The organism is Corynebacterium pacaense (genome assembly GCF_900169525.1).
GTDB classification, from domain to species: Bacteria; Actinomycetota; Actinomycetes; order Mycobacteriales; family Mycobacteriaceae; genus Corynebacterium; species Corynebacterium pacaense.
In genome coordinates this window covers 412,899-434,840 of record NZ_LT821239.1, presented here as the reverse complement: position 1 = coordinate 434,840, position 21,942 = coordinate 412,899, and the positions used below count along the sequence as shown (strand labels likewise).

At 65.2% G+C, this 21,942-nt stretch carries 20 protein-coding genes, 1 pseudogene and 1 riboswitch; of the genes and pseudogenes, 7 read left to right on the top strand and 14 right to left on the bottom strand.

The genetic code is table 11. The features are described from left to right. The first annotated feature begins 93 nt into the window (after window positions 1–93). On the top strand, window positions 94–1,449 hold the full coding sequence (locus B7E02_RS02145; protein WP_245802132.1) for an HNH endonuclease signature motif containing protein: 1,356 nt from the start codon (window positions 94–96) through the stop codon (window positions 1,447–1,449). Window positions 1,450–1,597: 148 nt separating this feature from the next. Beyond that, window positions 1,598–2,512: a D-isomer specific 2-hydroxyacid dehydrogenase family protein gene (locus tag B7E02_RS02140; RefSeq protein WP_080792563.1), complete on the top strand. Its 915-nt coding sequence runs from the start codon at window positions 1,598–1,600 to the stop codon at window positions 2,510–2,512. Here B7E02_RS02140 and B7E02_RS02135 read toward each other — a convergent pair. Both B7E02_RS02135 and phoH2 read right to left on the bottom strand, forming a co-directional pair. After that, window positions 2,506–3,207, bottom strand: coding sequence for a CPBP family intramembrane glutamic endopeptidase (locus B7E02_RS02135; protein ID WP_080792560.1), 702 nt, complete (start codon window positions 3,205–3,207; stop codon window positions 2,506–2,508). The genes B7E02_RS02140 and B7E02_RS02135 overlap by 7 nt on opposite strands. A gap of 10 nt (window positions 3,208–3,217) precedes the next feature. Continuing rightward, on the bottom strand, window positions 3,218–4,492 hold the full coding sequence (gene phoH2, locus B7E02_RS02130) for an RNA 5'-3' helicase PhoH2 (protein WP_425429786.1): 1,275 nt from the start codon (window positions 4,490–4,492) through the stop codon (window positions 3,218–3,220). A gap of 248 nt (window positions 4,493–4,740) precedes the next feature. After that, window positions 4,741–4,896: riboswitch (FMN riboswitch) on the top strand. 79 nt (window positions 4,897–4,975) lie between these two features. On the opposite strand from phoH2, the gene B7E02_RS02125 reads away from it, so the two are divergent. Further along, window positions 4,976–5,716 carry a nicotinamide mononucleotide transporter family protein gene (locus B7E02_RS02125; RefSeq protein ID WP_080794363.1) on the top strand — a complete coding sequence of 247 codons (741 nt, stop codon included), beginning with the start codon at window positions 4,976–4,978 and terminating at the stop codon, window positions 5,714–5,716. Here B7E02_RS02125 and B7E02_RS02120 read toward each other — a convergent pair. Then, window positions 5,640–8,039 (bottom strand): bifunctional lysylphosphatidylglycerol flippase/synthetase MprF, encoded by a 2,400-nt coding sequence (locus tag B7E02_RS02120; protein ID WP_143336606.1) that lies wholly within the window; start codon window positions 8,037–8,039, stop codon window positions 5,640–5,642. The two genes, B7E02_RS02125 and B7E02_RS02120, sit on opposite strands and share 77 nt — an antisense overlap. Next, window positions 8,036–9,289: an alpha/beta hydrolase-fold protein gene (locus tag B7E02_RS02115; protein WP_080792554.1), complete on the bottom strand. Its 1,254-nt coding sequence runs from the start codon at window positions 9,287–9,289 to the stop codon at window positions 8,036–8,038. The genes B7E02_RS02120 and B7E02_RS02115 overlap by 4 nt, the downstream gene beginning before the upstream one ends. 114 nt (window positions 9,290–9,403) lie before the next feature. On the opposite strand from B7E02_RS02115, the gene B7E02_RS02110 reads away from it, so the two are divergent. Then, window positions 9,404–10,060 (top strand): esterase/lipase family protein, encoded by a 657-nt coding sequence (locus tag B7E02_RS02110; protein ID WP_179129631.1) that lies wholly within the window; start codon window positions 9,404–9,406, stop codon window positions 10,058–10,060. Here the strand turns inward: B7E02_RS02110 and B7E02_RS13930 are convergent. After that, a complete protein-coding gene (locus tag B7E02_RS13930) occupies window positions 10,051–10,161 on the bottom strand; it encodes a MetS family NSS transporter small subunit (protein ID WP_143336605.1) in 111 nt (36 codons plus the stop codon). The genes B7E02_RS02110 and B7E02_RS13930 overlap by 10 nt on opposite strands. After that, on the bottom strand, window positions 10,158–11,738 hold the full coding sequence (locus B7E02_RS02105) for a sodium-dependent transporter (protein WP_080792550.1): 1,581 nt from the start codon (window positions 11,736–11,738) through the stop codon (window positions 10,158–10,160). Before B7E02_RS02105 ends, B7E02_RS13930 begins: the two co-directional genes overlap by 4 nt. A 205-nt stretch (window positions 11,739–11,943) precedes the next feature. Here B7E02_RS02105 and B7E02_RS02100 point away from each other — a divergent pair, with 205 nt between their 5' ends. Together B7E02_RS02100 and B7E02_RS02095 are read left to right on the top strand one after the other, a co-directional pair. Continuing rightward, a complete protein-coding gene (locus B7E02_RS02100) occupies window positions 11,944–12,297 on the top strand; it encodes a YciI family protein (protein ID WP_080792548.1) in 354 nt (117 codons plus the stop codon). Between the two features lie 3 nt (window positions 12,298–12,300). Next, a complete protein-coding gene (locus B7E02_RS02095) occupies window positions 12,301–12,633 on the top strand; it encodes a tautomerase family protein (RefSeq protein WP_080792544.1) in 333 nt (110 codons plus the stop codon). On the opposite strand, the gene B7E02_RS02090 is transcribed toward B7E02_RS02095, so the two are convergent. The 7 genes and pseudogenes from B7E02_RS02090 to B7E02_RS02065 form a co-directional block, all read right to left on the bottom strand. After that, entirely contained in the window at window positions 12,608–13,465 is an 858-nt protein-coding gene (locus tag B7E02_RS02090; protein ID WP_245802198.1) for a prenyltransferase, read from the bottom strand. The genes B7E02_RS02095 and B7E02_RS02090 overlap by 26 nt on opposite strands. A gap of 39 nt (window positions 13,466–13,504) precedes the next feature. Further along, window positions 13,505–13,765: pseudogene (locus B7E02_RS14585) on the bottom strand (lycopene cyclase domain-containing protein); the annotation flags it as partial. After that, window positions 13,762–14,103, bottom strand: coding sequence for a lycopene cyclase domain-containing protein (locus B7E02_RS02085; RefSeq protein ID WP_080792538.1), 342 nt, complete (start codon window positions 14,101–14,103; stop codon window positions 13,762–13,764). The pseudogene B7E02_RS14585 and the gene B7E02_RS02085, both read right to left, overlap by 4 nt. Then, window positions 14,100–15,686, bottom strand: coding sequence for a phytoene desaturase family protein (gene crtI, locus B7E02_RS02080; RefSeq protein ID WP_080792535.1), 1,587 nt, complete (start codon window positions 15,684–15,686; stop codon window positions 14,100–14,102). The genes B7E02_RS02085 and crtI overlap by 4 nt, the downstream gene beginning before the upstream one ends. Next, complete coding sequence (locus B7E02_RS02075) at window positions 15,683–16,609, bottom strand: phytoene/squalene synthase family protein (protein ID WP_080792532.1); 927 nt, start codon at window positions 16,607–16,609, stop codon at window positions 15,683–15,685. The genes crtI and B7E02_RS02075 overlap by 4 nt, the downstream gene beginning before the upstream one ends. Beyond that, window positions 16,591–18,642 (bottom strand): MMPL family transporter, encoded by a 2,052-nt coding sequence (locus tag B7E02_RS02070; RefSeq protein WP_080792528.1) that lies wholly within the window; start codon window positions 18,640–18,642, stop codon window positions 16,591–16,593. The genes B7E02_RS02075 and B7E02_RS02070 overlap by 19 nt, the downstream gene beginning before the upstream one ends. Continuing rightward, window positions 18,639–19,796 carry a polyprenyl synthetase family protein gene (locus B7E02_RS02065; RefSeq protein WP_245802130.1) on the bottom strand — a complete coding sequence of 386 codons (1,158 nt, stop codon included), beginning with the start codon at window positions 19,794–19,796 and terminating at the stop codon, window positions 18,639–18,641. Before B7E02_RS02065 ends, B7E02_RS02070 begins: the two co-directional genes overlap by 4 nt. A 116-nt stretch (window positions 19,797–19,912) precedes the next feature. Here B7E02_RS02065 and B7E02_RS02060 point away from each other — a divergent pair, with 116 nt between their 5' ends. Further along, window positions 19,913–20,512: a MarR family winged helix-turn-helix transcriptional regulator gene (locus B7E02_RS02060; RefSeq protein WP_080792524.1), complete on the top strand. Its 600-nt coding sequence runs from the start codon at window positions 19,913–19,915 to the stop codon at window positions 20,510–20,512. A gap of 22 nt (window positions 20,513–20,534) precedes the next feature. On the opposite strand, the gene B7E02_RS02055 is transcribed toward B7E02_RS02060, so the two are convergent. Next, entirely contained in the window at window positions 20,535–21,917 is a 1,383-nt protein-coding gene (locus tag B7E02_RS02055; protein WP_218672371.1) for an LssY C-terminal domain-containing protein, read from the bottom strand. Window positions 21,918–21,942 lie beyond the last annotated feature (25 nt).

Below are 21,942 nucleotides of genomic sequence, written 5' to 3'. Positions count from 1 at the left end.
AGTTCCCGCGATCGCCCCATCCTGTGGACAGGCTCCGGATATCCACAGTTTCCCGGACCTGCTGCTTTCCAGAACCGGGGCACCTCTGCTTTCATGTCGACCATGGCTTCCATAAGCGAATTGACCCAGGCAATCAGTCGTTCCATAACCGCCCTCGCCGCCCTGTTCATCGAGGACATCGGCGCCACCAAAGCAACCAGGGAGAACCTTGATGCGGTCATCGAGCTCGAGCGGGCATTCAATCAGAAAACGCTGATCGATTCCGCCTTCGCACAGTCCGTCCGGGAAGCCAGGGCCGGCAACCTTGTCGGATCCACGCGGCCCGTCGACTTCCTGGCGCAGCACCTCGACATCTCCCGGCCCGAGGCGCTCTCCCGGCTCCGCCTCGGATTGAGGGACTTCGGCCAGATGGATGAACACACCGATGAGGATGCCCGCGCCTATGGAAGGGATGTCCTGCACCGGCACGCCATCAGTGCCGAGAAGCAGAAGCTTCTCGAAAGGGAACTCAAGAAGCTGCAGAATCGGCCGGAACTCCACGGGTTGAGGGTGAGGGCGGCGGAGGAGGCGTCGACACGCTCTTTCGCGGACCTGCGCACCTGGATCCGTGAGCAGGTCGCAATGCTTAACGACGCACACACCGGCAGGGATCCCAGCGCCGGCGCCCGCCGGCGCCACCTCGTCATCGGCGCACCCGACGCCGACGGGGGCAGCTTCATCCGCGGGTACCTGCCCGCGGCGACCACGGCGCTCCTCGAGGCGGCGCTGGCCCCCGCCCGCAACCCCGGCCACCTCTCCTCCGTTCCCGCCGAGGAGGATACCCGCGGGCTTCAGCACCGCCGCGTGGATGCGCTACACCACCTGCTACGCAGGTACCACCAGGACAAAACCGAGCGGAACGGCGGCGTCGGCTCCATCGTCGTGTCCCTTTCCATAAAGGATCTCCGGGACATCACCCCGCACACCCGCTTCCCCACCAACACCCACTCCCAGTTGAACGCACTGGACATCCTGATGCTCGGGGCCGCGGAGTTCGACTTCGGGGTCGTCCACGACCCCGACTCCGGCTCGCCCCTGCACCTGGGGCGCACGGCGCGCAGCGCCTCACTGGAACAACGCATCGCCCTCATGGCGGCGCAGGGCGTGTGCATTTTCCCCGGCTGTGAACAACCGCTGTGCAACTGCGACATCCACCACATCACGGCGTGGGCAGACGGGGGTTTCACGGACATCGAGAACCTGTGCCCCTTCTGCCGCAGCCACCACACCCTCAACAACGACACCGCCAACCGGAGCCATGGCCGACGCGGCCAGGCCGAGCACGATCCCGCCACCGGCCGCACCGGATACCGACCACCGACCAACAGCTACACCCCCGACCCCTCGGTCCAGCTCAATGAAACCGTCGCACAGAACCGCTCGGCCGGCGCCAAGATCCGCAGGCAGTAGCCGCCCTCCATAAGCGGGCACCGGGGTGCGGCACCCCCTGAGATCCCGCGCCTCCTGAAACCACACCCGCCGTGCGGACCCCTGACCGACTGCTCGAAAAGCCCCGCGCATAGTGTGGTGGGGAGCTGGTGAGAACACAGGAGGACAGATGCGAGTTTTCGTGGGAAACGGCGACTACCCGGAAGTGACCCGGGCGCTTATGGAAGCCGGTGCAACCATCGTTTCCTCCATAGGCGAGGCCGAGGGTTTCGTGTTCACCCAGACGCCGGGGACCGACTTCCCAGAGCTGCCCGACAGCGTCCGCTGGGTGCAGCTACCCAACGCGGGCATCAACGCCTACTTCGAATCCGGGGTGATCACCGCGAACCGACGCTGGTCCAACGCTTCGGGCGTCTATGGAAGGCAGGTCGCGGAGGCAGCGATCGCGCTGCTCCTCGGACTTCTCCATAAGCACCCCGTGATGGTGCGGGCGGACAGCTGGTCACCGCAACCACGTGTCGACGCCTCCACCACCTGGCTCAACGGCGCCCACGTCGCCATCATCGGAGCGGGTGGCATAGGTCGCCACGTGGCAGCGATGCTGCGCCCCTTCGGTGCACGGTCGATCGCTGTGACCCGCACGGGCCTGCCCGATGGGGATTTTGATTCCGTCGCTTCCATAAGCGAACTCCAGACGGTGCTCGCGGAGGCGGACCACGTCATCGTATGTGTGCCGCTGACCAGGGACACCCGCGGCTTGGTCGGCGAGCGCGAATTCGCGGCGATGAAACCCACGGCCAACATCATCAACGTCGCTCGCGGCGAGGTGATCGACACTGCCGCGCTTTGCGACGCCCTCGACGCCCACCTCATCGCCGGCGCCGGCCTCGACGTCACAGATCCCGAGCCGCTCCCGGATGATCACCCCCTGTGGGGACGTGAGAACGTGCTGATCACACCGCATTCTGCCAATACCATCGCATCCATGGACTCAATGCTGGCTCCGGTCGTCGCGGAGAACTATCGCCTGCTTATGGAAGGCGGGCGGATGCTCACCGAGGTCGACGTGGACAAGGGTTACTGAAGCTGGAAGGCCATCGCCGCGGCGAGCGCGCCCACGGAGTTCAGTGCCCAGTGCATTCCTATGGGCGCGATGACGGAGTTGGTGCGGTGCCGCAGCCAGATGAATCCGGCGCCAGCCAGTGATGTCGCCACGACTGCCAGCCCCACACCCACCCATTTCCCAAAGGAACCCGATCCCAGAACAGCCACCAGTCCCGCATTGCCGGCCGTTAGATTGAGTGAACTCGCCACGTGCCAGAAGCCGAAAAGCACTGAACCCCCGAGGAACGCGGCTTTCATGCCACCGAACCGTTCCAGTGCGCCATGGAGAACTCCCCGGAACAGAAGCTCCTCGGGAAGTACGGTGCACAGGGGAATGATCACAAAAGCGGCGAGCAATGCCGTCCGGATGCTCGAATAGGCATCATTGAGAAAGAATTCGCGGAGGAAGGGCACCGCCACGGCGATCATCACCACCACCGCCGTGGCGAGGATGCACACCCCGCCGTAGCGGATGCCCTTGCTTATGGAAGGGCTAGACACCCCGAGGTCATCCCAGCTCAACCCAAGGACGCGGGCCAGAGCGAAAACGATGAGCGCGCCCGCCGGGACTGTCACCCAGGGATTGAGGGAGGTGAAGTGTGCAATCAGATTGATACCAATAAGCGCGGCTACCACTGCGATGATGTCGCGGATTTTTCGCTTATGGAAGGTCATGGCGAGAAGCCTACAACGTCGGGGCGTCCAGTACCTTCGTCACCAGCTCGGCAATGCGCGATCGCTCGGAACGCTGGAGGGTGATGTGGGCGAAGAGCTCGTGTTCCTTGAGCGCCTCGATGACGGAGACGATGCCGTCGTAGCGCCCGACGCGGAGGTTGTCGCGCTGTGCGACGTCGTGGGTGAGCACCACCCTGGAGTTCTGGCCGATCCGGGAGAGCATGGTCAGCAGAACGTTGCGTTCCAGGGACTGGGCCTCGTCGACGATGACGAAGGCGTCGTGGAGTGAGCGGCCCCGGATGTGGGTCAGGGGGAGGACCTCGAGCAGGCCGCGGGACAGCGCCTCGTCGACGATGTTCTGGCTGACCATCGAACCCAGGGTGTCGAAGACCGCCTGCGCCCAGGGCCCCATCTTCTCCTCCTGGTCGCCGGGCAGGTAGCCGAGTTCCTGTCCCCCCACGGCGTAGAGAGGGCGGAAGACGATGATCCTGCGCTGTTCACGTCGTTCCATAACCGCATCGAGCGCGGCGCACAGCGCCAGGGCGCTCTTTCCGGTGCCCGCGGCACCGCCCAGTGACACGATGCCGACGGATTCGTCGAGAAGCAGATCGATGGCGATCCGCTGCTCGGCCGAGCGTCCCGCAACTCCGAAAACCGTCTGGTCGCCCGGGACGAGCTCAATCGTCTTGACGGTGGTCAACCGGCCCAGCGCGGATCCGCCGGAGGGTGAACGGAGGGTGAATCCGTGATTGACGGGCAGGTGCTCGAGGGCGGGGACGTCAATCTCCCGGCCGTCATAAAGCGACTGGAGCTGCTCGTCGCTTATGGAGGCCTCGGTCATGCCGGTGTAGCCGCGATCGCGCGCCAGCTCAGCGCGGTACTCCTGGGCGGGAACCCCGCTCGCCGACGCCTTGATCCGCATCGGCAGGTCCTTGCTGACCAGCACCACCTCCCGCCCCTCGCCCTGAAGATTCTTTGCGACGGCCAGAATGCGGGTGTCATTGTCACCGAGGCGGAAACCGGCCGGCAGCGACTCGAGGTTCTGATGGTTGAGCTCGACGTGGAGGTGCCCACCGGCGTCACCGATCGGCAGGGGCCGGGACAGATCGCCGTGTATCTCGCGCAGCTCATCGAGCATGCGCAGGGCCTGTCGGGCGAAGAAGCCAAGCTCCGGATGATGGCGCTTGGCTTCCAATTCGGTGATCACCACGATCGGCAGGACAACATCGTGCTCCGCGAAGCGGGTTAGTGACAGCGGATCCGAGAGCAGCACCGAGGTATCCAGAACGTAGGTGGTGGTCCGTTGTCCAACCGACCCCGTCTCACCCCCCTCCGGTTCCCGCCGCCCCGATCCGCTTATGGAAGGGAGGGGGTTGTTGTCGAGGAAATCCGGGTAGGTCGTTGTCACTGCTCCTCCTAGGGTGGCTTTAAGGCAACGGTAGCGCCGGATCGCGGGAAGGGTGCCCCGGCTGGAAACGTTTCATCCGCGCGTCATGGATTGTTCACCTTGCTTGACATTGGCACTAGACTTGATGCTGTTCTCAGGGCGGGGTGAAATTCCCCACCGGCGGTATGGTCGCTCACCGGATGTGGGGGGCCGAGCCCGCGAGCGCTGCTCTTGTGGGCAGGCCAGCAGATCCGGTGTGAATCCGGGGCCGACGGTGATAGTCCGGATGAGAGAGAACCACGGGTTGCCGGTGTTTTGTCGGCGACCCGGAATTCGTAGCCCCGAGGATTACATCTCTGGATCCTTGAAGGGGAAATGGAAATGAATCCTATAACCGAGCTTCTCAATGCCACCCTCTACATCGGTGGCGTGCCCATTCTGTGGCGGGAGATCATCGGAAATCTCTTCGGCCTGGCCTGTGCGTGGGGCGGGATGAAGCGCCTGGTGTGGGCGTGGCCGGTGGGTATTGTCGGCAATGCGTTGTTGTTCACGGTGTTTATGGGGGGACTTTTCCATACGCCGCAGAATCTCGATCTCTATGGGCAGGCGGGACGCCAGGTGATGTTCATCATCGTCAGTGTCTACGGCTGGTACCGGTGGTCCGCGGCGCGGCGCGCCGGGCTGAGGGAGTCGACGCAGACGGATCCCTCGAGGTCGATTGTCAGTGAGCCGGCCGACAACGTGGCGGTGCAGCCGCGGTGGGCGTCGACACGCGAGCGCGCCGGCCTGGTGGTGGCCGCGGTGGTGGGCACCATCGTGTTCGCGTGGGTCTTCTCCGCGCTGGGTTCCTGGGGTCCGTGGGCGGAGGCGTGGATCTTCGTCGGTTCGGTGCTGGCCACCTATGGAATGGCGCGGGGCTGGACGGAGTTCTGGCTTATCTGGATCGGCGTGGATGTGGTCGGCGTTCCGCTGCTGCTGAGCGCCGGCTACTATCCCTCGGCCGTCCTTTATCTGGTGTACGCGGGTTTCGTGCTGTGGGGTTTTGTCACTTGGTGGCGGATTCAGCGTGCTCCAGATCAGACACCCAGATCTTCATCGCGGCCACGGCATCTGACGTCTTGATCTGCGGCAGGTAGCAGCTGGCCACGGCCAGGCCGATGGTGGGCAGCGTCAGCTCGTCGCGGTAGCACAGGTACCAACCGTGGTGGGTGGGGTGGAACTTGTGCTTGGAGGCGGCCAGGGAGCGGAATCCGTAGAGCGGTTCCATGGTCCGGCCCACCGCGTCGAGGGTGACGTCGAGGAAGCCGGGCTTGCTCATCACCTCGGAGGTGGCCAGGGGCGCACCGGAGAGGGAGACCCACTGCAGACCGAGGTCCTTCGCCTTGAGCGCGGCCTCGGCGAGCAGGAACTCGATGACGGGTTTGAAGCCGGTGTCGTCCCTGCGCATCACGTCGAGGGAGTAGCCGACCAGGTGGCCCTGCTCGTAGACGGGCAACCAGCTGGTCATTCCGTGCAGGCGCCCGTCATCGTCGATGGCCAGCAGCAGCTTGGTGTCGGGATCCTTCATCTCGTTGACGCTGCCGAGGGTGAATCCCATTTCCGGCAGCGCCTTCTCCGAGACCCACTGTTCCGACAGTGAGATGATCTGCTCGCGCTGGGTGCGCTCGAGTTCGGCCCAGGAGGTCCATACCGCGTGCACGCCCTCCTTCTCCGCCCGGTTCCGCGCGGTTCTGATGTTCTGGAACTTCTTGCCCTTGAAGGAGAGATCCTCGGTGGACAGGACGGATTCCTCGGCGACGTGCACGCGCTGGAAACCGACGGCGAGCCGTGACCTGGAGAAGTCATCGGCCACCGAGTACCAGGCGGTGACCCATCCCTGCGCGATCGCGTACTTTTCAAAACCGTCGGCCACGGCGTCCCTGTCCGCACCGGGGCCGGTGACGGGGCCGCCGACGGTCACCGCGACGCCCTTCTGCAGCCGGTAGGCGACGAATCCGCCCTCACCGAACCAGTAGCTGTTGCCGTCCCACAGCGCCATCCAGGACAGGTGCTCGCCGGTACCGGAGCGCAGGATCTCCCGCGCCCGCTCGCGATCGGCCTCGTGGCTGCGGCTCGGCACGCTCATCAGGAGACGGTAGAGCACGAAGCAGACCACCAGCCAGAAGATGGTGCCGGTCCACTCATAGAGGGCCCATGCGGGGGTGGAGTGCGGGAATAGGTGGCGGGGGAACATCTGGGCGACCACCGGAGGCAGGTACCTGTTCGGCAGCTCCGCCAGAGCCTTGACCAGTGTGGCGTGCGGGAAGAGCAGCAACGCCCCGATGATCCATATCGCCGCGGTGGCCAGGAAGGTGGCGCCGACGTAGGCGGCCGCGCGGCCGATGAGGGAGGCGTCGATGAGCACGAGGAAACGCCTGCGCATCGCCACCAGCACCACCAGCACAATGATCCACGGCAGCAGCACGATTCCCGGCTGCGCGATCACGGCGATCGTGACCAGCTGCGCCGCCACCGCCAGCCACCAGGCCAGACGACGACCACGCATGAGCCCTAGTGCGATGACGACCTGCACGAACAGCGGCACGAGGTTGGCCACCATCGGCCCGACACCGTTCTGCTGCAGCAGCAGGATCGCATCCTGGCAGGCCTCGCTGCCATGATCGAGGGCACACAGCGCCCGCATGTGCTCCATCGACACCGCGGGCTGCCAGATCAGCCTGGTCACGGCCGAGAACGGCCCCTCGGCATAGGGGTCGAGCCCGGCTATCACCGGCCCGGCCGCCACGGCCGTGGCCAGCGTTGCCACCAGGATCCGGCCCTCCCGCAGCGAGGCGGAGTGCTTCTCGACGCCCCTGTTGCGCCACTCCCCCACCAGAAGACCGGCGAGCGCGCAGGTCACGGCAACCACATCGGAGACGGTTCCGGTGTAGAACAGCAGGGTCAGCGTGACCGCGAAGATCACCAGCCGGAGTCTGCGGCGCCACAGCACCCGCATCGACCCCGTGGCCAGCGCCGCGACACCCATGATCCAGCCGGAGGGCGAGAGGAATGTGTCATCGAGCACCCCGGCCTTCCATAAGCCGGTTTCGGCCAGCGCACGCGCCACGAGGAAACCGGCGGGGGTGACAACGAGCGCGAACACCACCGCGGCGATCAGGAAATGAAGGCGACCGAGTACCCGCTCCGCCGGGACGGCGAACAGCACAACGGCGATGGTGGCCACCACCGCTCCTCCCCTGGTGCCGGTGGTCAGGCTGGCCGTCAGCAAATGGAGGTCGGCCAGATGCCAGGGCATCTCCACACCGAGGTCCCTCCATAGAGTTTCCGTGTCCGGCCCCAGAACCTCACGCAGCACCCAGATGATCACGATCGCGATGGCACTCAGTGGTGCGAAACCCACCGCCACCCGCGCGTACCTGGCAATTTTCGCCTTATCCGGCATCATGACAGACCTCCTCGGTTTGCTACCCACTCCAGGGAATCCGCGAGGGCGACACGCCACACCTGGAAGGAGTGACCGCCGGGCACGGTATCAAAGCTCGTCTCCATTCCCTGCTTCAACGCCAGATCGTTGAGATGGGTCAGTGCCTGGACCGCGGACTGGTCCTTTTCGCCGGCCATGAACAGGCCCCCGATCCCCGTATAGGTTCCGGCCGGGGAATCACTGAGCAGAGTCTCTGGATTGACGGCGAGGAAGGCATCCTCGTCACCGCTGAAGAACTGGTTCACTGTGTCCTGCCTCGTTCCTACTGTCGGTTCGGCCTGGCCGGAGAAGTTCAGAAAGTTTCCATAAGCGGTGGGGTGGTTGGTGATCACCTGGAGTGCACAGGTTCCGCCATAGCTGAGCCCTCCGATCGTCCAGGTCCGCTGGTCCGGGTTCACCCGGAACTTCTCCTTGATCAGCTGCGGGACGTCCTGGGAAACGTAGGTCATCACATTGAGATCCGGGCCGTCCACGCACACGGGATTCCCCGAAAGCGAGCCGGTGGCGTCGATACTGATCAGGATCGGACTCTCCCCATTATGCGCCGCCTGGAAGTCATCCGCAGTCGCGGCGCCGTCACCGACGGTGAACCACTGCATCGGTTCCCCGGGGTTCCCGGCCATCAGCACGAGCACCGGCAGCTGCCTGGTCGGCTCACTCCAATAGGCTGGCGGGACGTAGGCGACCGCATCGCGGGCGGGAAACTGGGAGTCGGTGCCCTTCATCGGGACGGTCACCAGCGCACCGACGTCGCGGCCGTCGAGCTGCGGCACCTCGGTGGCTGCCTGGAACTCGTCGAAGCTCATCGCCACCGACGACGGCCTGGGGTCCAGGGACCCCAGGGTCGGATACTGCTGATAGGTCAGGTTGGCGGTGGCCCAGGCGTTGATCACGGCCACCACGGCCACCACCGCCAGTGCTTTTCGACGCCCCCGCTGGAACACCGCACCGAGGACGACCACCGCGGCGCCCCCGCCCGCGAGGTAGAGCGACCACGGAATCCCGTCGGGGAAGGGCCGCCATGCGACCTGGAGCAGAAACCACACGATCGCCGTGAGAATGATCCCGGCGATCAGTCCGATCAGCGCACCCCGGCGCGAACGCCCCGAACGAAGTCCCCAGAGGGCGAATAGGGTGGTGACGGCACCAACGCAGCAAATCACAATTATCGCCGTGGTATCAGTCATTGATACCGCCCGCAGATTATCCATGCGACCAGTGTCCTCCCATCGATTAGACAGATTCAGGTGTGGCATCCACTTTATGGAAAGCTCACAGATTTCTCCCAGCTCCCCTTCTCCGGGACCGGCCTACTATCAATGATTATGTCCTGGATTTCGTGGATTCCACCACTGCTGGAGAATCCGAAGCCCCAGACCCTGGCCGGAGAGCCCCGCATAGTGGTCATGCTGCACGGCACGGGTTCCGAGCCGGGAGTGTTCCGCCACCTGGCGCACGCCCTGAACGGGTACGGCGTCCCCGCCCTGGCGCTCACCTATGGAAGGCGGGCGACGCGGGATCTCGATGAGTGCCTGAGGGAGCTCGAGCAGCGGCTGCTTCCGCTTATGGAAGGAGGTCGCCGAATCGACATCGTCGGACACTCCCTCGGCGGGCTGATGGCGCTGCGACTGGCCAGGGTCCTGCCGCCAGGGTCCATAACCACTATCGTCGGGTTGGGTGCGGCCTGGCGGGGAACCCCGTGGACGAGGCACCGCCTGCTGCGCCGCCACATTCTCGGGGAGTCCTTCGTGCAGGTCCAGACGCGCACCCCTTTTCCCGACGACATCCCGCCGGACGTGGAGATCGTCTCCATAGTCTCCGATGCCGACTCGGTCGTGCCCGCATGGTCCTCTAGGCTCGGTCGCGTCATCGAGGTCCACGGCGTCCGGCACAATGCGCTTCCCCGGCGGATCCCCGAGATTCTCCGGGCGCTGGGTCTCGTTTCCGGATCACCCGTGCGCCCGGGTCCGGTTCAGTCCTGATCGAGTTCCGGGAACCGGCGCAGCCGGATGATGCTCCAGGCAAGGCCGCCCCAGAGCATGGTGGCGGAGAAAATGAACAGTGCGATGGCGCTCGGGGTCATGATTGTTCCTTTTGGGTCTGGGGGTAGCTGGGATTATTCAGGTCGACGGACGTGGTGGGATCGTAGTCGTCTGCGTAGGCGCGACCGTACCCGGAGAAGCTGAGCAGGAGGGAGAGTGCGCCGACGGCCACGAGCATCAGCCAGCCGGCGATGAGCAGGAACCAGGTGGGATAGCCCCCATAACCCTCGACCACGTAGCTCCAGGCCCCGGTGATGAGAATGGCGATGAGGATGGCGGGGGTGATGAACCTGATCATCACCATCCAGAGCTTTCCGACGCGCAGCGAACTCACCGCGTTGATGTGGTCACGCAGCTCGGGCAGCAGCCTGACCCCCCAGCCCAAGGCGATGACCATGACGATGGCGGAGGAGACCACCCCGATGTTGTTGATGAACGCGTCGATGACATCGAGGATGCTCAGCCCGGCGGTCGAGGAGTACAGCAGCAGTGAGGCGATACCGGTGACGGCTCCGGAGAAGATGGCACTGCGTCGTCCCGTCCAGCCCGTCTTGTCGGCGACGGAACCGATGACCACCTGCATCAGCGACAGCAGTGAGGTGAAACCCGCGAAGAGCAGGCTGAGGAAGAACAGCACTCCGACGATCTGGCCGCCGGGCATCTGCGAGAGCAGCGTCGGGAAGGTGATGAAGGCCAGTCCCACCCCGCTGATCCCCTCGAGATCGGCCACGGCGACCGACTGGTTGTAGGCCAGGAAACCCAGCGCCGCGAAGACGCCGATTCCCGCGAGGAGTTCGAAGCTGGTGTTGGCGAAGGCCACCACCAGGCCGGAGCCGGTGAGGTCGCTCCGCCTCTTCAGATAGGAGGAGTAGGACAGCATGATGCCGAAGGCGATGGAGAAGGAGAAGAAGATGTGCCCGTAGGCCGCGATCCACACCTTGGGGTCGGCCAGTGCGGACCAGCTCGGTGTGAAGAAGGTGTTCAGTCCGTCGACCGCCCCGGGCAGCGTGAGTGCGTAGATCACGATGGCCAGGAACAGAATCACCAGTGTGGGCAGCGTGATGCGGTTGGCCAGTTGCAGTCCCTTCCGCAGGCCGAGTGCGGCCACGATGATGATTCCGATCCAGATCGCAATCAGTGACCACATGATCAGCGGCACCGGCTCCGGGGTGACACCCGGGTCCGTGGCCCGAAGGAAATCCACCGCGAAGAAGGTCGCGGCATCATCCCCCCAGGACCGCTTCACCGAGAATCCGATGTAGCACAGGGCCCACGCCAGGATCACCGCGTAGTAGGTGGAGATGACAAAACAGATGATGGTCTGCCACCAACCGAGGGGCTCCAGTTTCCGGCTGATCCTCCGGAACGTCAGTGGCGGTGCCGCACGGAAACGGTGCCCGACCGCGAAGTCCAGGAAGAGGATCGGCAGGCCCGCGGTGAGCAGGGCTGCGAGATAGGGCAGAAGGAAGGCTCCGCCGCCGTTTTCGTAGGCCACACCCGGAAAACGCCAGATGTTGCCCAGTCCGATGGCCGAGCTGATCGCGGCGACGATGAACGCGGGCCGCCCAGACCAGCTCTCCCGTCCCTTCGGTTTCACTGCCTGAGTAGATTCCGTCATTCTTATCGGACTCCTGATACGGTTGGTTTGACATTGATGCCGGGGCACAACCGCAGGTGCATCCAGTGGACGTCACAGTCGGCCCGGCACTGTTTAGGAATAAAGTTACACGAGCCGGTAGATGGCATGGATTTACCTGCACCATCGCCCCCCTTAGTGACCCCGGTCACTTTCCAAGATACCTGTGGCACCCTAGGATGGGGACATGACCAGCTTCATGCTCTCCGTATACAATCCGGCCGATTCCTATGACCGGGAGTTTGGAACCTATGACAGCGCCGCCGAGATGGAGGCCGCCTTCGCGCGCACCGCGGAGTTAAACGATGCTCTGGAGGATGAGGGGGTCCTCGTCTACGTGGGCGGGTTGAACGCACCCGCACTCGCGGTCACCGTTGATCCCTCGGGCCTGGAGTCCGATGGTCCGGCAGGTGGCTCCGGCGCGGTCCTCGGTGGATTCTGGGTGATTGACACAGACACCTTCGAGGAGGCGGCCGAGGTGGCGCAGCGCGCCGCCGTCGCCTGCGGACAATCCATCGAGATCAGACAGTTTGAGGGATAGCCCATGCCCACCTACACCTGCTGGTCACGCAGGATTGGAATCTCGCGTGAATCCAAGGAACGCATCGCCGAATCCATCACGGACGCCCACCATGAGCTCGCCGGGACGCCGCACCACCTTATCCAGGTGCTCTTCGCCGAGGTCGAACCGGACTCCCACTTCATTGGCGGGGTCGCGGCCCCGGATAATCAGGTGTGGATCCGCGCCGACAACCCCGCCACGGAGGAGTTCCGCGACGCCCTCCTCCAGCGCATCACGGCCGAGGTGGCCCTGATCCTGGCGGTCCCCGTCACCCGGGTATGGGTCTCGATCACCGTGGAAGAAGGAAGACGCTGATCAGCGTCATGCTCACCACCGCACCCGTGATGTAGTTGAGCACGAGGAAACCAACCCACGCGGAATGCGCCTTCTCGCAGGTCGCATCGGTCACCTTCCATAAGCGGGCGGCGTTGACCACATAGGCCAGCGAAACCGTCCCGACGATCCAGGCAGGGGCGGGAAGAACGAACACCAGGGCGGCGGCGGCAGCGTAGAGGACCGTGGCCAGACGCGTCGCCCGGCGCGCACCCAGGACCGTGGCGATGGAGTCCAGGTCCGCCTCGCGGTCGGCCCGCACGTCCTGGACGGCACCGAGGATCTGACTGGCCATCCCCCACAGCAAGAAGGCACAGACGCCGACCCAGAATTCGGCCGTGGGGCTGTGGCCGGCGATGGTGGCACCGACCAGCGCGGGTGAGCTGAAATGGATCGATGAGGTCACCGCGTCCAGCCCGGGCCGTTCCTTGAACCGAAGTCCCGGGGCGGAGTACGCGACCACCGCGGCCACGGAAAGCGCCAACCACGCGGCCGAGGCCCATGTTCCCGCGGCGAAGAGAACGACGAGGAAGGGGATGGTGGTCAGGGCCGAGGCCCAAAGCAGCGCCGAATGGTGGCGCCTGTCCACCACCGCGCCCTCCACCCCTCCCTTGCGCGGATTGCGGATGTCGGATTCATAATCGAAGACATCGTTGATTCCGTACATCGCAATGTTGTAGGGAATGAGGAAGAAGAGGACCCCGAGAATGAACAACCAGTCCACGCCCCGGCCGCTGAGCAGGTAGGCCAGGCCGAAGGGGAAGGCGGTGTTGACCCAGCTGATCGGCCGCGAGGAGGACAACACCACCGCGATGACCCCGAGTCCGCGGGGGCGGCCCGTCAGCCACAGGGCGGGAATGAGCAGCACGGCGACCACCGGATAGAACAGATCCTCAATCGGAATCGCACCGATCCAGATGCCGAGGTGGTTGGCCTCGCGGTATCCGAAGAGCCCGGCGCGCACCATGAGGTTGTCGAAGATGATCGTCAGCACGATGAGGATGACCGCCACGATGCCGGTGAGTGCCGCATACCGGCGGGTGTGCGCCACCCGCAGCGAGAAGGCCACGAGTCCGAGAACGAGAAAGGGCAGGCTGAGCAGCAGGTAGGTCATGCGTCGCACCGCCTGTCCGGTACGGGCGCACCCAGCCGCAGTCCGACCGCGGAGGTGAGGTTGAGTGTGAGGTAGCACAGGAAGAACAGGAAGACCGGCTCCTCGACCGGCATGTGGGGGGCGAGGTCCAGACCGGTCATGTAGGGTGACCCTCCCTTATGGAAGGTTCCGGTCGCGATGCCCAGCGCATCCCAGGCGAGGAAGACGGTGAGGGTCACGGCGATCACCGCGGCGGATCGTCGTGCGCTGCGGAAGAAGGCGAGCCTCCACCGCCAGTCGCACAGGACCATGCATGCGGTGAACACCAGAAGGAGTGTCAGGTAGAGGAATGCGCTCACTGCGCGTCACCGCCGATGGGTCCCGGAGTGGTGTCCCCGCGGAGCCGCTTGAGCACGTTCTCGGCGGAGATCAGGCACATCGGCACTCCCACGCCGGGGACCGTCGTCGCTCCGGCGTAGTACAGGGAATCCACCTTCCCGGATCTGTTGCTGCCGCGCAGGAACGCCGACTGGCGCAGAGTGTGCGCCGGCCCCAGTGCGCCACCGCGCCAGGAGTGATAGAGATCCTCGAAATCGCCGGGGCCGACGGTGCGTGAGACCACGATCCGCTCCTTCAGGTCGGCGATGCCCGCCTGGCCGGAGATCTGCTCGATCACGTGATCCGCAATGGCGCGCACCGCCGGTGACTCGCGTGCCCCGTAGGCGTTGCCGTGGCCCAGGTGCGCCGACGCCGCGGTGGGGACAAGGACGAAGAGGTTCTCGTATCCCTCCGGCGCCACATCCGGGTCGCTGGCCGAGGGCATGGAAACGTATATGGAACGGGAGGCGTTCTCCGGCCGGGTCTCGCGCGGCCCGTCGAAAACGGCGGCGAAGTCGTCGTCCCAGTCCTTGCTGAACAGCAGGTTGTGGTGGATGAACTGGGGAAGTCTGCCCTTCACGCCGAGCATGACCAGCACGCAGCCGATACCCGGGTTCCGGCGCGCCCAGTAGCGTTCCGGGTAGGTGCGTTCGGTTTTCGGGAGCAGGTGGTTCTCGGTGTGGTGCAGGTCGGCGGCGGAGACGACGACGTCGGCGTCGATAAGCATCTGCGTCCCGTCGTGCCTGACGGTGACCCCGTTGGTGCGACCATTCGCCGCGCTTATGGAAGTCGCTTCCGTGGACAGGCGGATCGAGACCCCGTTGTCCACGGCGAGGCGGTGGATCGCCCGGACCACCGCGTCGAACCCGCCGCGGGGATAACGCACGCCCTCGACGAGGTCGGTATGGCTCATCAGGTGGTACATCGCGGGCGTGGTGTCCGGGGATGAGGAGAGGAAAACCGCCGGGTAGCAGAGGATCTGGCGCAGCAGCGGGTCGGTGAAGCGTGCGTTGACGTAGGACTGGAGCGAGGTGGACAGCAGCACCGCGAGGCGTCGTGCGCGGCTGAGCACATCGCGGTGTAGCAGGGGGCCCGGCCGGAGGAAGTTGTTGTAGAGGAACCTGTCCACGGAGATGCCGTAGGCGTCGCCGGCGGCGTCGAGATATTCCATAAGCGCCGCGCCGGCGCCCGGTTCGATGCTCTCGAAGAGGTCGGCGGCCGCCGGTCCTCCGCTCGGCACGTCGACGGGCGCGCGGGATCCGGAGTAGACGCGGTAGCCGGGCTGCAGGTCCACCAGGTCGAGCTGCTCCGCGGTGGTGGTGCCGCACAGGGCGAAGAAGTGGTCGAAGGCCTCGGGCATGAGGTACCAGGAGGGGCCGGTGTCCCAGCGGAAACCGGGATGCCCGGCGACCTCCAGGCTGCCGGCGCGCCCGCCGACCCGGGAGTTCTTCTCCACGATCTCCACCGACCATCCGTCCCTGGCCAGCAGGGTCGCGGTGGCCAGTCCGGCGATGCCCGCTCCGATGATCACGGCCTTTCTAGGCTTCTGCCCTCGGCTGCTCATGACGCAGCGCCCCTGATGCCCATGATCGGTGCCCTGACCACCGCGGCGGCGGCGATACCCGCCTTGCGCAGGGGTCGGACCCTGATCCGTGTGTTCAGCAGCTCCGGTGCCGGGGTGGCGGCGATGGTGTCGGTGAGGCTGGAGAAGAGATCCAGGGCGGCGAGCACCCCGGCGCGTGCCTGCAGGGGCAGCCAGCCCATGACGCCGCGGGCCCGGTCAAGGTCCAGGCGGATGTCGTCGATAAGCATGTTCTTGTGCTCCTCGGTCAGTTCGCCGGCGCGCAGTCCGGGAAAGTAGGTCCGTCCGAGCTGGGTCTGGTCCTCGGCCAGATCACGGAGGAAGTTGATCTTCTGGAAGGCCGCGCCGAGACTGCGCGCACCCTCCTCCAGTTCGCGTCTACGGCTGACGCCGACGATCCGTCCGTTCAGGAAGACGCTCAGGCACAGCAGGCCGATGACCTCGGCGGAACCGTGGACGTAGTCGTCGAAGCTGCCGCTGTCGTGGTCCTTGGCGCTCAGGTCCCTGCGCATGGAGGCGAAGAAGGCACGGACATGGTCCTCCCGGAATCCGCAGCGGCGTGCGGTGTCCGCATAGGCCTGCAGGATGAGGTCGGTGTGGAAGCGCCGTCCGGGCGCGGTGAGCACGGCGTGTTCGTAGTCGTCGAGAAGCTGGGCGATCGAGTCGGTGGCGCAGCCCGCCGCGGCCGCGGTTCCGTCGACGATCTCGTCGGCGATGCGCACCACCGCGTAGAGGTTGCGGATATCGGCGCGCATCTGCGCGGACAGCAGCCGTGTGGCCAGGCTGAAGCTGGTGGAGTAGGTGGCGATCACGGTGCGGGAGGCACCCAGCGAGGCGCGGTGGTAGCGGTTGAGGGCGGCCTCGAGGAAGGCGCGGATATCCGGATTCACTTCCGCTCCTTCCATAGGCGCGAGGGCCACCATATTCCGGGGCCTATGTCATGGAAGAGCGCGGGCACGAGGAAGGCCCTGACCAGGAAGGTGTCCACGAGCACGCCGAAGGCGACGATGAAGGCGATCTGCACGAGGAAGAGAAGCGGGATCACCGACAGGGCGGCGAAGGTCGCGGCGAGCACGATCCCCGCCGAGGTGATCACGCCGCCGGTGACGGTCAGCCCGCGGATGATACCGGTGCGGGTGCCGTGTCGTAGTGATTCCTCGCGGATCCGGGTGGCCAGGAAGATGTTGTAATCGATTCCCAGGGCGACGAGGAAGACGAATCCGTAGAGCGGCACCGCCGGATCGGCCCCGGGGAAGCCGAAGACATGGTTGAACATCAGCGCGGACACCCCGAGCGCCGCGGCGAAGGACACCACCGTGGTGGCGACCAGCAGCAGGGGTGCGAGAACCGAGCGCAGCAGCAGCATGAGGATTCCGAGGATGACCAGCAGCACCACCGGGATGATCAGGGTGCGGTCATGGGTGGAGGCGTCGTCGGTGTCGATGGCGGTCGCGGTGACACCGCCGACCATCGCATCAATTCCCTCATCGGCGAAACCCTGCCGCAGCCCGCGCACGGCGTTCTCCGCGGCAGGGGAATCGGCGGCGTCGGTGAGCGTGGCCTGCACCAGCACCTGCCCGTCCACCTGCCCCTGTGCCGTGCCGAGGTCACCGAAGCTGTCATTTCCCCCGATCACGGCTGTGGCGGCCGGGGCGTCCTGCGCCCCGACAATGACATAGACGGGGCTTCCCGACCCGCCGGGGAAGTGCCGGCCGAGGACCTCCTGGCCCTCCCTGGCCTCGGAGGATCCGAGCACCAGATCGGACTGCGACACCCCCGAGGCCTGCAGCTGCGGCACGAAGGCCGCGGCCCCGAGCAGAAGCAGCAGGGTGGACACCCAGATCGCGCGCGGGCGACGGTGCACAAGCCCGGCGACCCGTGCCCACACACCGTGGGTGGGCACCCCGCCCTCCCGCCTGACGACGTCCGGTTCATACTTCGGCCGCCGCGGCCAGAACGCCGCCCGACCGAAGAGGAAGAGCAGGGAGGGCAGCAGCGTGAGTGCGGAGGCCATGGCGAAAACGATGCCTATCGACGCCACCGGCCCCAGGGTGCTGTTGGATTTCAGATCGGACAGCAGCAGGCACAGCAGCCCGGCTATCACGGTGGCGCCCGAGGCCAGGATCGGCTCGATGGACCCGCGGATCGCGCCGGTGGTCGCGGCCCAGCGATCGGTGTGCACCCGCAGCTCCTCGCGGAAACGCGAGACGTAGAGCAGCGAGTAGTCGGTGGCTGCGCCGATGACCAGGATGAACAGGATGCCCTGCGTCTGGCCGCTGAGCAGCACCACCCCCGCCCTGGCCAGCCACCACACGCTCAGCAGTGCGACGGTCAGGGCGAAGAGGCTGGTGGCCAGCACCGCAACCGGGAGCAGGAGGGAGCGGTAGACGGCGATGAGGATTATGAACACCGCGCCGACCGCAACGAGCAGGAGCAGCCCGTCGATACCGGAGAAGGCGGCGCCGAGGTCGGCGCTGAAACCGGCGGGTCCGGTGACCCAGGTGCTTACCCCGGGCCAGGCGGCGGTGGCGTCGTCAAGCGTGGTTGAGAGCTGGGTGACGGCCGCGCCCACGTCCCCGGAGGCGCTGAGGGGAACGAAAGCCTCGACGGCGCGTCCGTCGGCGGAGGGAATCGGGGGCGAGGAGCCGGGTAGGTTGCCCAGCGCGGTGCCGACCGCAGCGATCTGTTCAGGGGTCAGCTCGGAGTCCCCGGCCACCACGACCACCGCCGGGATGTCCTCGGAATCGGTGAACTCTCCGAGAAGCTCCTGCACGCGGGTGGCATCGGCGGACTCGGGTAGGTAGGCGGTCCTTTCGTTGGAGGACACCTCCGACACCCTGCCGAAATAGGGTCCGCCAACCCCCGCCCCGATCAACCAGATCAGGATGAGCACTCCGGCGAGCAGGAAACGGGGCCAAGTCCTTGTGGTGACCCTCATGATCGCCGTCCCGCCAGTGACTCGGTGAGCCGGACCAGCAGCGCGGTCATCGGCGCGGGGAGTGAATCCTCGAGTTCATCGATCTGCGCTGCGCACAGGTCGAGGCGGTGGTCGATAAGCGAACGGGAGTAGGTCTCGGCGCCGCACCTGATCAACAGTTCGCGGATCCTCCCCGCGGTGTCCATGCTCAGTTGCTTGTCACCGAAATGCTCACTGATCGCGGGCCAGGCGTCGGTGGTCCTGGCGAAGGCGATGATCGTGGTCTCCTTCCCCTCCCGCAGATCGGAATAGGTGTCCTTGCCGTGCTCCCCGGCATCGCCGAAAGTGGACAGGTAATCGTCCTGCAACTGGAAGACGGTGCCCAGCTGCCTGCCGACATTGCCGACGTCTCCCTCCACCTCCCGCGGCAGTCCGGCCAGGATGCAGGCTGCGCGCAGGGGCAGTTCAAAGGTGTAGGCGGCGGTCTTGAGGCGGCTCATCGCCATCGCCGTGTCCAGATCGGGTGCTATGACGGCGTCGCCGAGACCCACGTCGAGGAACTCGCCGGCGACCGATTCGGTCACGCTGTGCTCGAGGACCTCGAGCAGCCGCAGCCTCACGGGGTGCGGGAGATCCTGGCGGGCAATGATCTGATGGGCTCTGGACAGCAGCAGATCCCCCATGAGAATGCCGCCGGAACGTGCCCAGTGGAGCAGTCCGGGGTCCAGGTTTCCGGTTTCAGCGGCGAGAATCCGCGCGCCGGGGCGTCGACTGGCGTATGCGGAACCGATGAAGTTCAACCGTCCGCGACGAAAGAGGTCACCGTCGATGACATCATCGTGAAGGAGGAAGGAGAAATGGAGAAACTCGATCGCGGCCGCGATCTCAAGGGCGGCGGCACGGCCGTGGGCGGTGTTGCCCATAAGCGCGTCCCGGGCTTCCATAAGCACGGTGGGTCGGAGCAGCTTTCCACCGCACAGGGAATCGAAGGCTGCGTCGACGAAAAGGGAGAACTCCGGCCCGTAGCCGGCGGCTCGTTCGCTTATGGAACGAAATGCTCCTTCCAGCGCATCCCTGATGCCGTCATCGGTGCCAACCTGCATCGCACGCTCCCGCCGTCCGGGTGCGGATTCCGCCATCGTGCATACCGTCCTATTGGCTGGTGACGTGGGCATCGCCACCTCCTTCAGTTGCCGTGTGCCTCTGTGACAGGATCTTATTATCTATCAGTTTAAGATTTACCACAAGCTAATATATCTACTTTTTGCCGTTTTAGGGTTAGGATCCGTTTATGCGGGATGAACAGAACTCTCCGGACACCCAGGAAGCGGACGCTCTTCAGCGGAATCTCTATGACGTGGATTCCAGCGACCCCGCGAGCGAACTGATTGACCGCTCCGACATGGATCCGGCCGATGTCGCCCAGATCGGGCGGGTGATGAAGGCACTCGTGGCCCTCCGGGACACCGAGCGCGCACTTGGGATAGCCTCGGCGAAGTACATGAAGCTGAGCACGCAGGACATGCGGGCGCTGCACTTCATCATGGTGGCCAACAATCACGGTGACATCGTCACCCCGGGCATCCTCGGCAGCCACCTGAAGATCTCCCCCGCCTCGGTGACCAAGATGCTCAACCGCCTGGAGAAGGGCGGACACATCATCCGCTCCGTGCATCCGGTGGACCGCAGGGCCTTCTCCCTGGAGGTAACCCCCGAAACCCGCGCGACCGCCACCCGCACCCTGGGCAAGCACCAGGCCAGGCGGTTCCATGCCGCGGCCCGCCTGACACCGGATGAAAGGGAGGCCGTGATCAGGTTCCTCTACGACATGGCCGAGGAACTCTCCCTGGACAACGCCGACTGGGCCTTCGAGGATCCGGTGAAAAACTAGGGCGGGCAACCAGGGTGAGCAACTAGCCCGCCGCGGCTGCGTGCCGGGACCCCGGCCGACGTCGCCCACGGGGCCGCGAGGTCCAGTCCCGTGCCGTCTGGCTGGTCATGGCATAGATGATCAGGAGTCCGGTCATCATGGATACCATCGCGAAGAAGCTCGGGCGCACTCCCCCGATGTACTGTCCGACCTGGCTCATCTGGGAAGTGGTGATCAGCAGGAGCGCCAACCACCGGGCCAAACGCGAGCCCGAGAACACACGCCACGCCAGGACGACAATGAGCAGATGCACCACGGCGACCACGGCGATGGTCGCCCACGTCATCGCCTCGACAACCTCGGGCGAGGAGAAGTCCTCGGCTATCTCCGTCCGCGCCGATTCGATCTGCTGGATCTGCCCGGTCACTGAGAGAACGACCATCAGGATGGAAAGAAGCAGGGCCGCCGTGATCGAGAAGGGGCGGCGTGCGACGCTGTCGACGGCGCTGTCGCTGCGATCGTCTGCGACCGCCGCCGCGGGGGTCGGTGCCGGAACGTGGGAGACATTTATCACGGGAAGTGCACCATCGGTGGAAATCATGTCTCCTCCGCCATTTCTGGAGTGATAGCCGGTGGAAAAATTCTCCAGGCGGTGAACGTGGACCCCAGGCACATTCTCCACGATGGAGCCGGTGACATAATCCCGCTCGACATCAATGTCGGAGTCGATTTTGTGGGTGACCTGCAGGGTGAACAGTGAGATTCCCACGGACCTGTCAAAGGTTGCGGCGGCCAGCCACTCGACCCGGCTGCCGCCGGGAAGAAGCCAATCCTCCGGACATTTCCAGAAGCGCACATGGTGGCGCTGCGCGGGATTTCCCTCAACCTCCTGCTGATAGGCGAATTCCTGGGTCTGTCCGAAAAGCAGGAGTGGACTCACGGGAGCCCGGTCATAGCTCCTGCGGGCGATGGAACTGAAGATGATTCTCAGGCTCGATTTCAGCGTCACCGGATCCGCCTGTGTCCATCCCGCCCCGGTCATGGCCGCGTGCACCTGCTCGACATCACCATCGAATGCGAGATTGACCGGATCGCCCAGTATTCCATTCGCGGTGCGGGTCCTGCCGATGAAATAGTTGGGCACGTACAGCGCCGTGAGTATGCGGTGGAGCCGGGGCAGGGCGAGATAGGCGATCACGGCCCACAGGACGATGACGTAGAAGATAAGGGTCCAGGACCAGTTGATCTGCTCGGCGATAACCACACCGAAGCCGAAGAACAGCACCGTGGACAGGGCGAAGATCAGATTCTCAAAGACTGCGGCGCTCAGCCGGGGACGCGCCCAGACCTTGCGCAGGCCCGAGGCGCGTGTCGACGAATCGCCGGGGCCGGTCGGATCAATCTCGCGCGCCACGTGAAGGTCCATTCTCATCGGAAAGTTGGCAGAATGC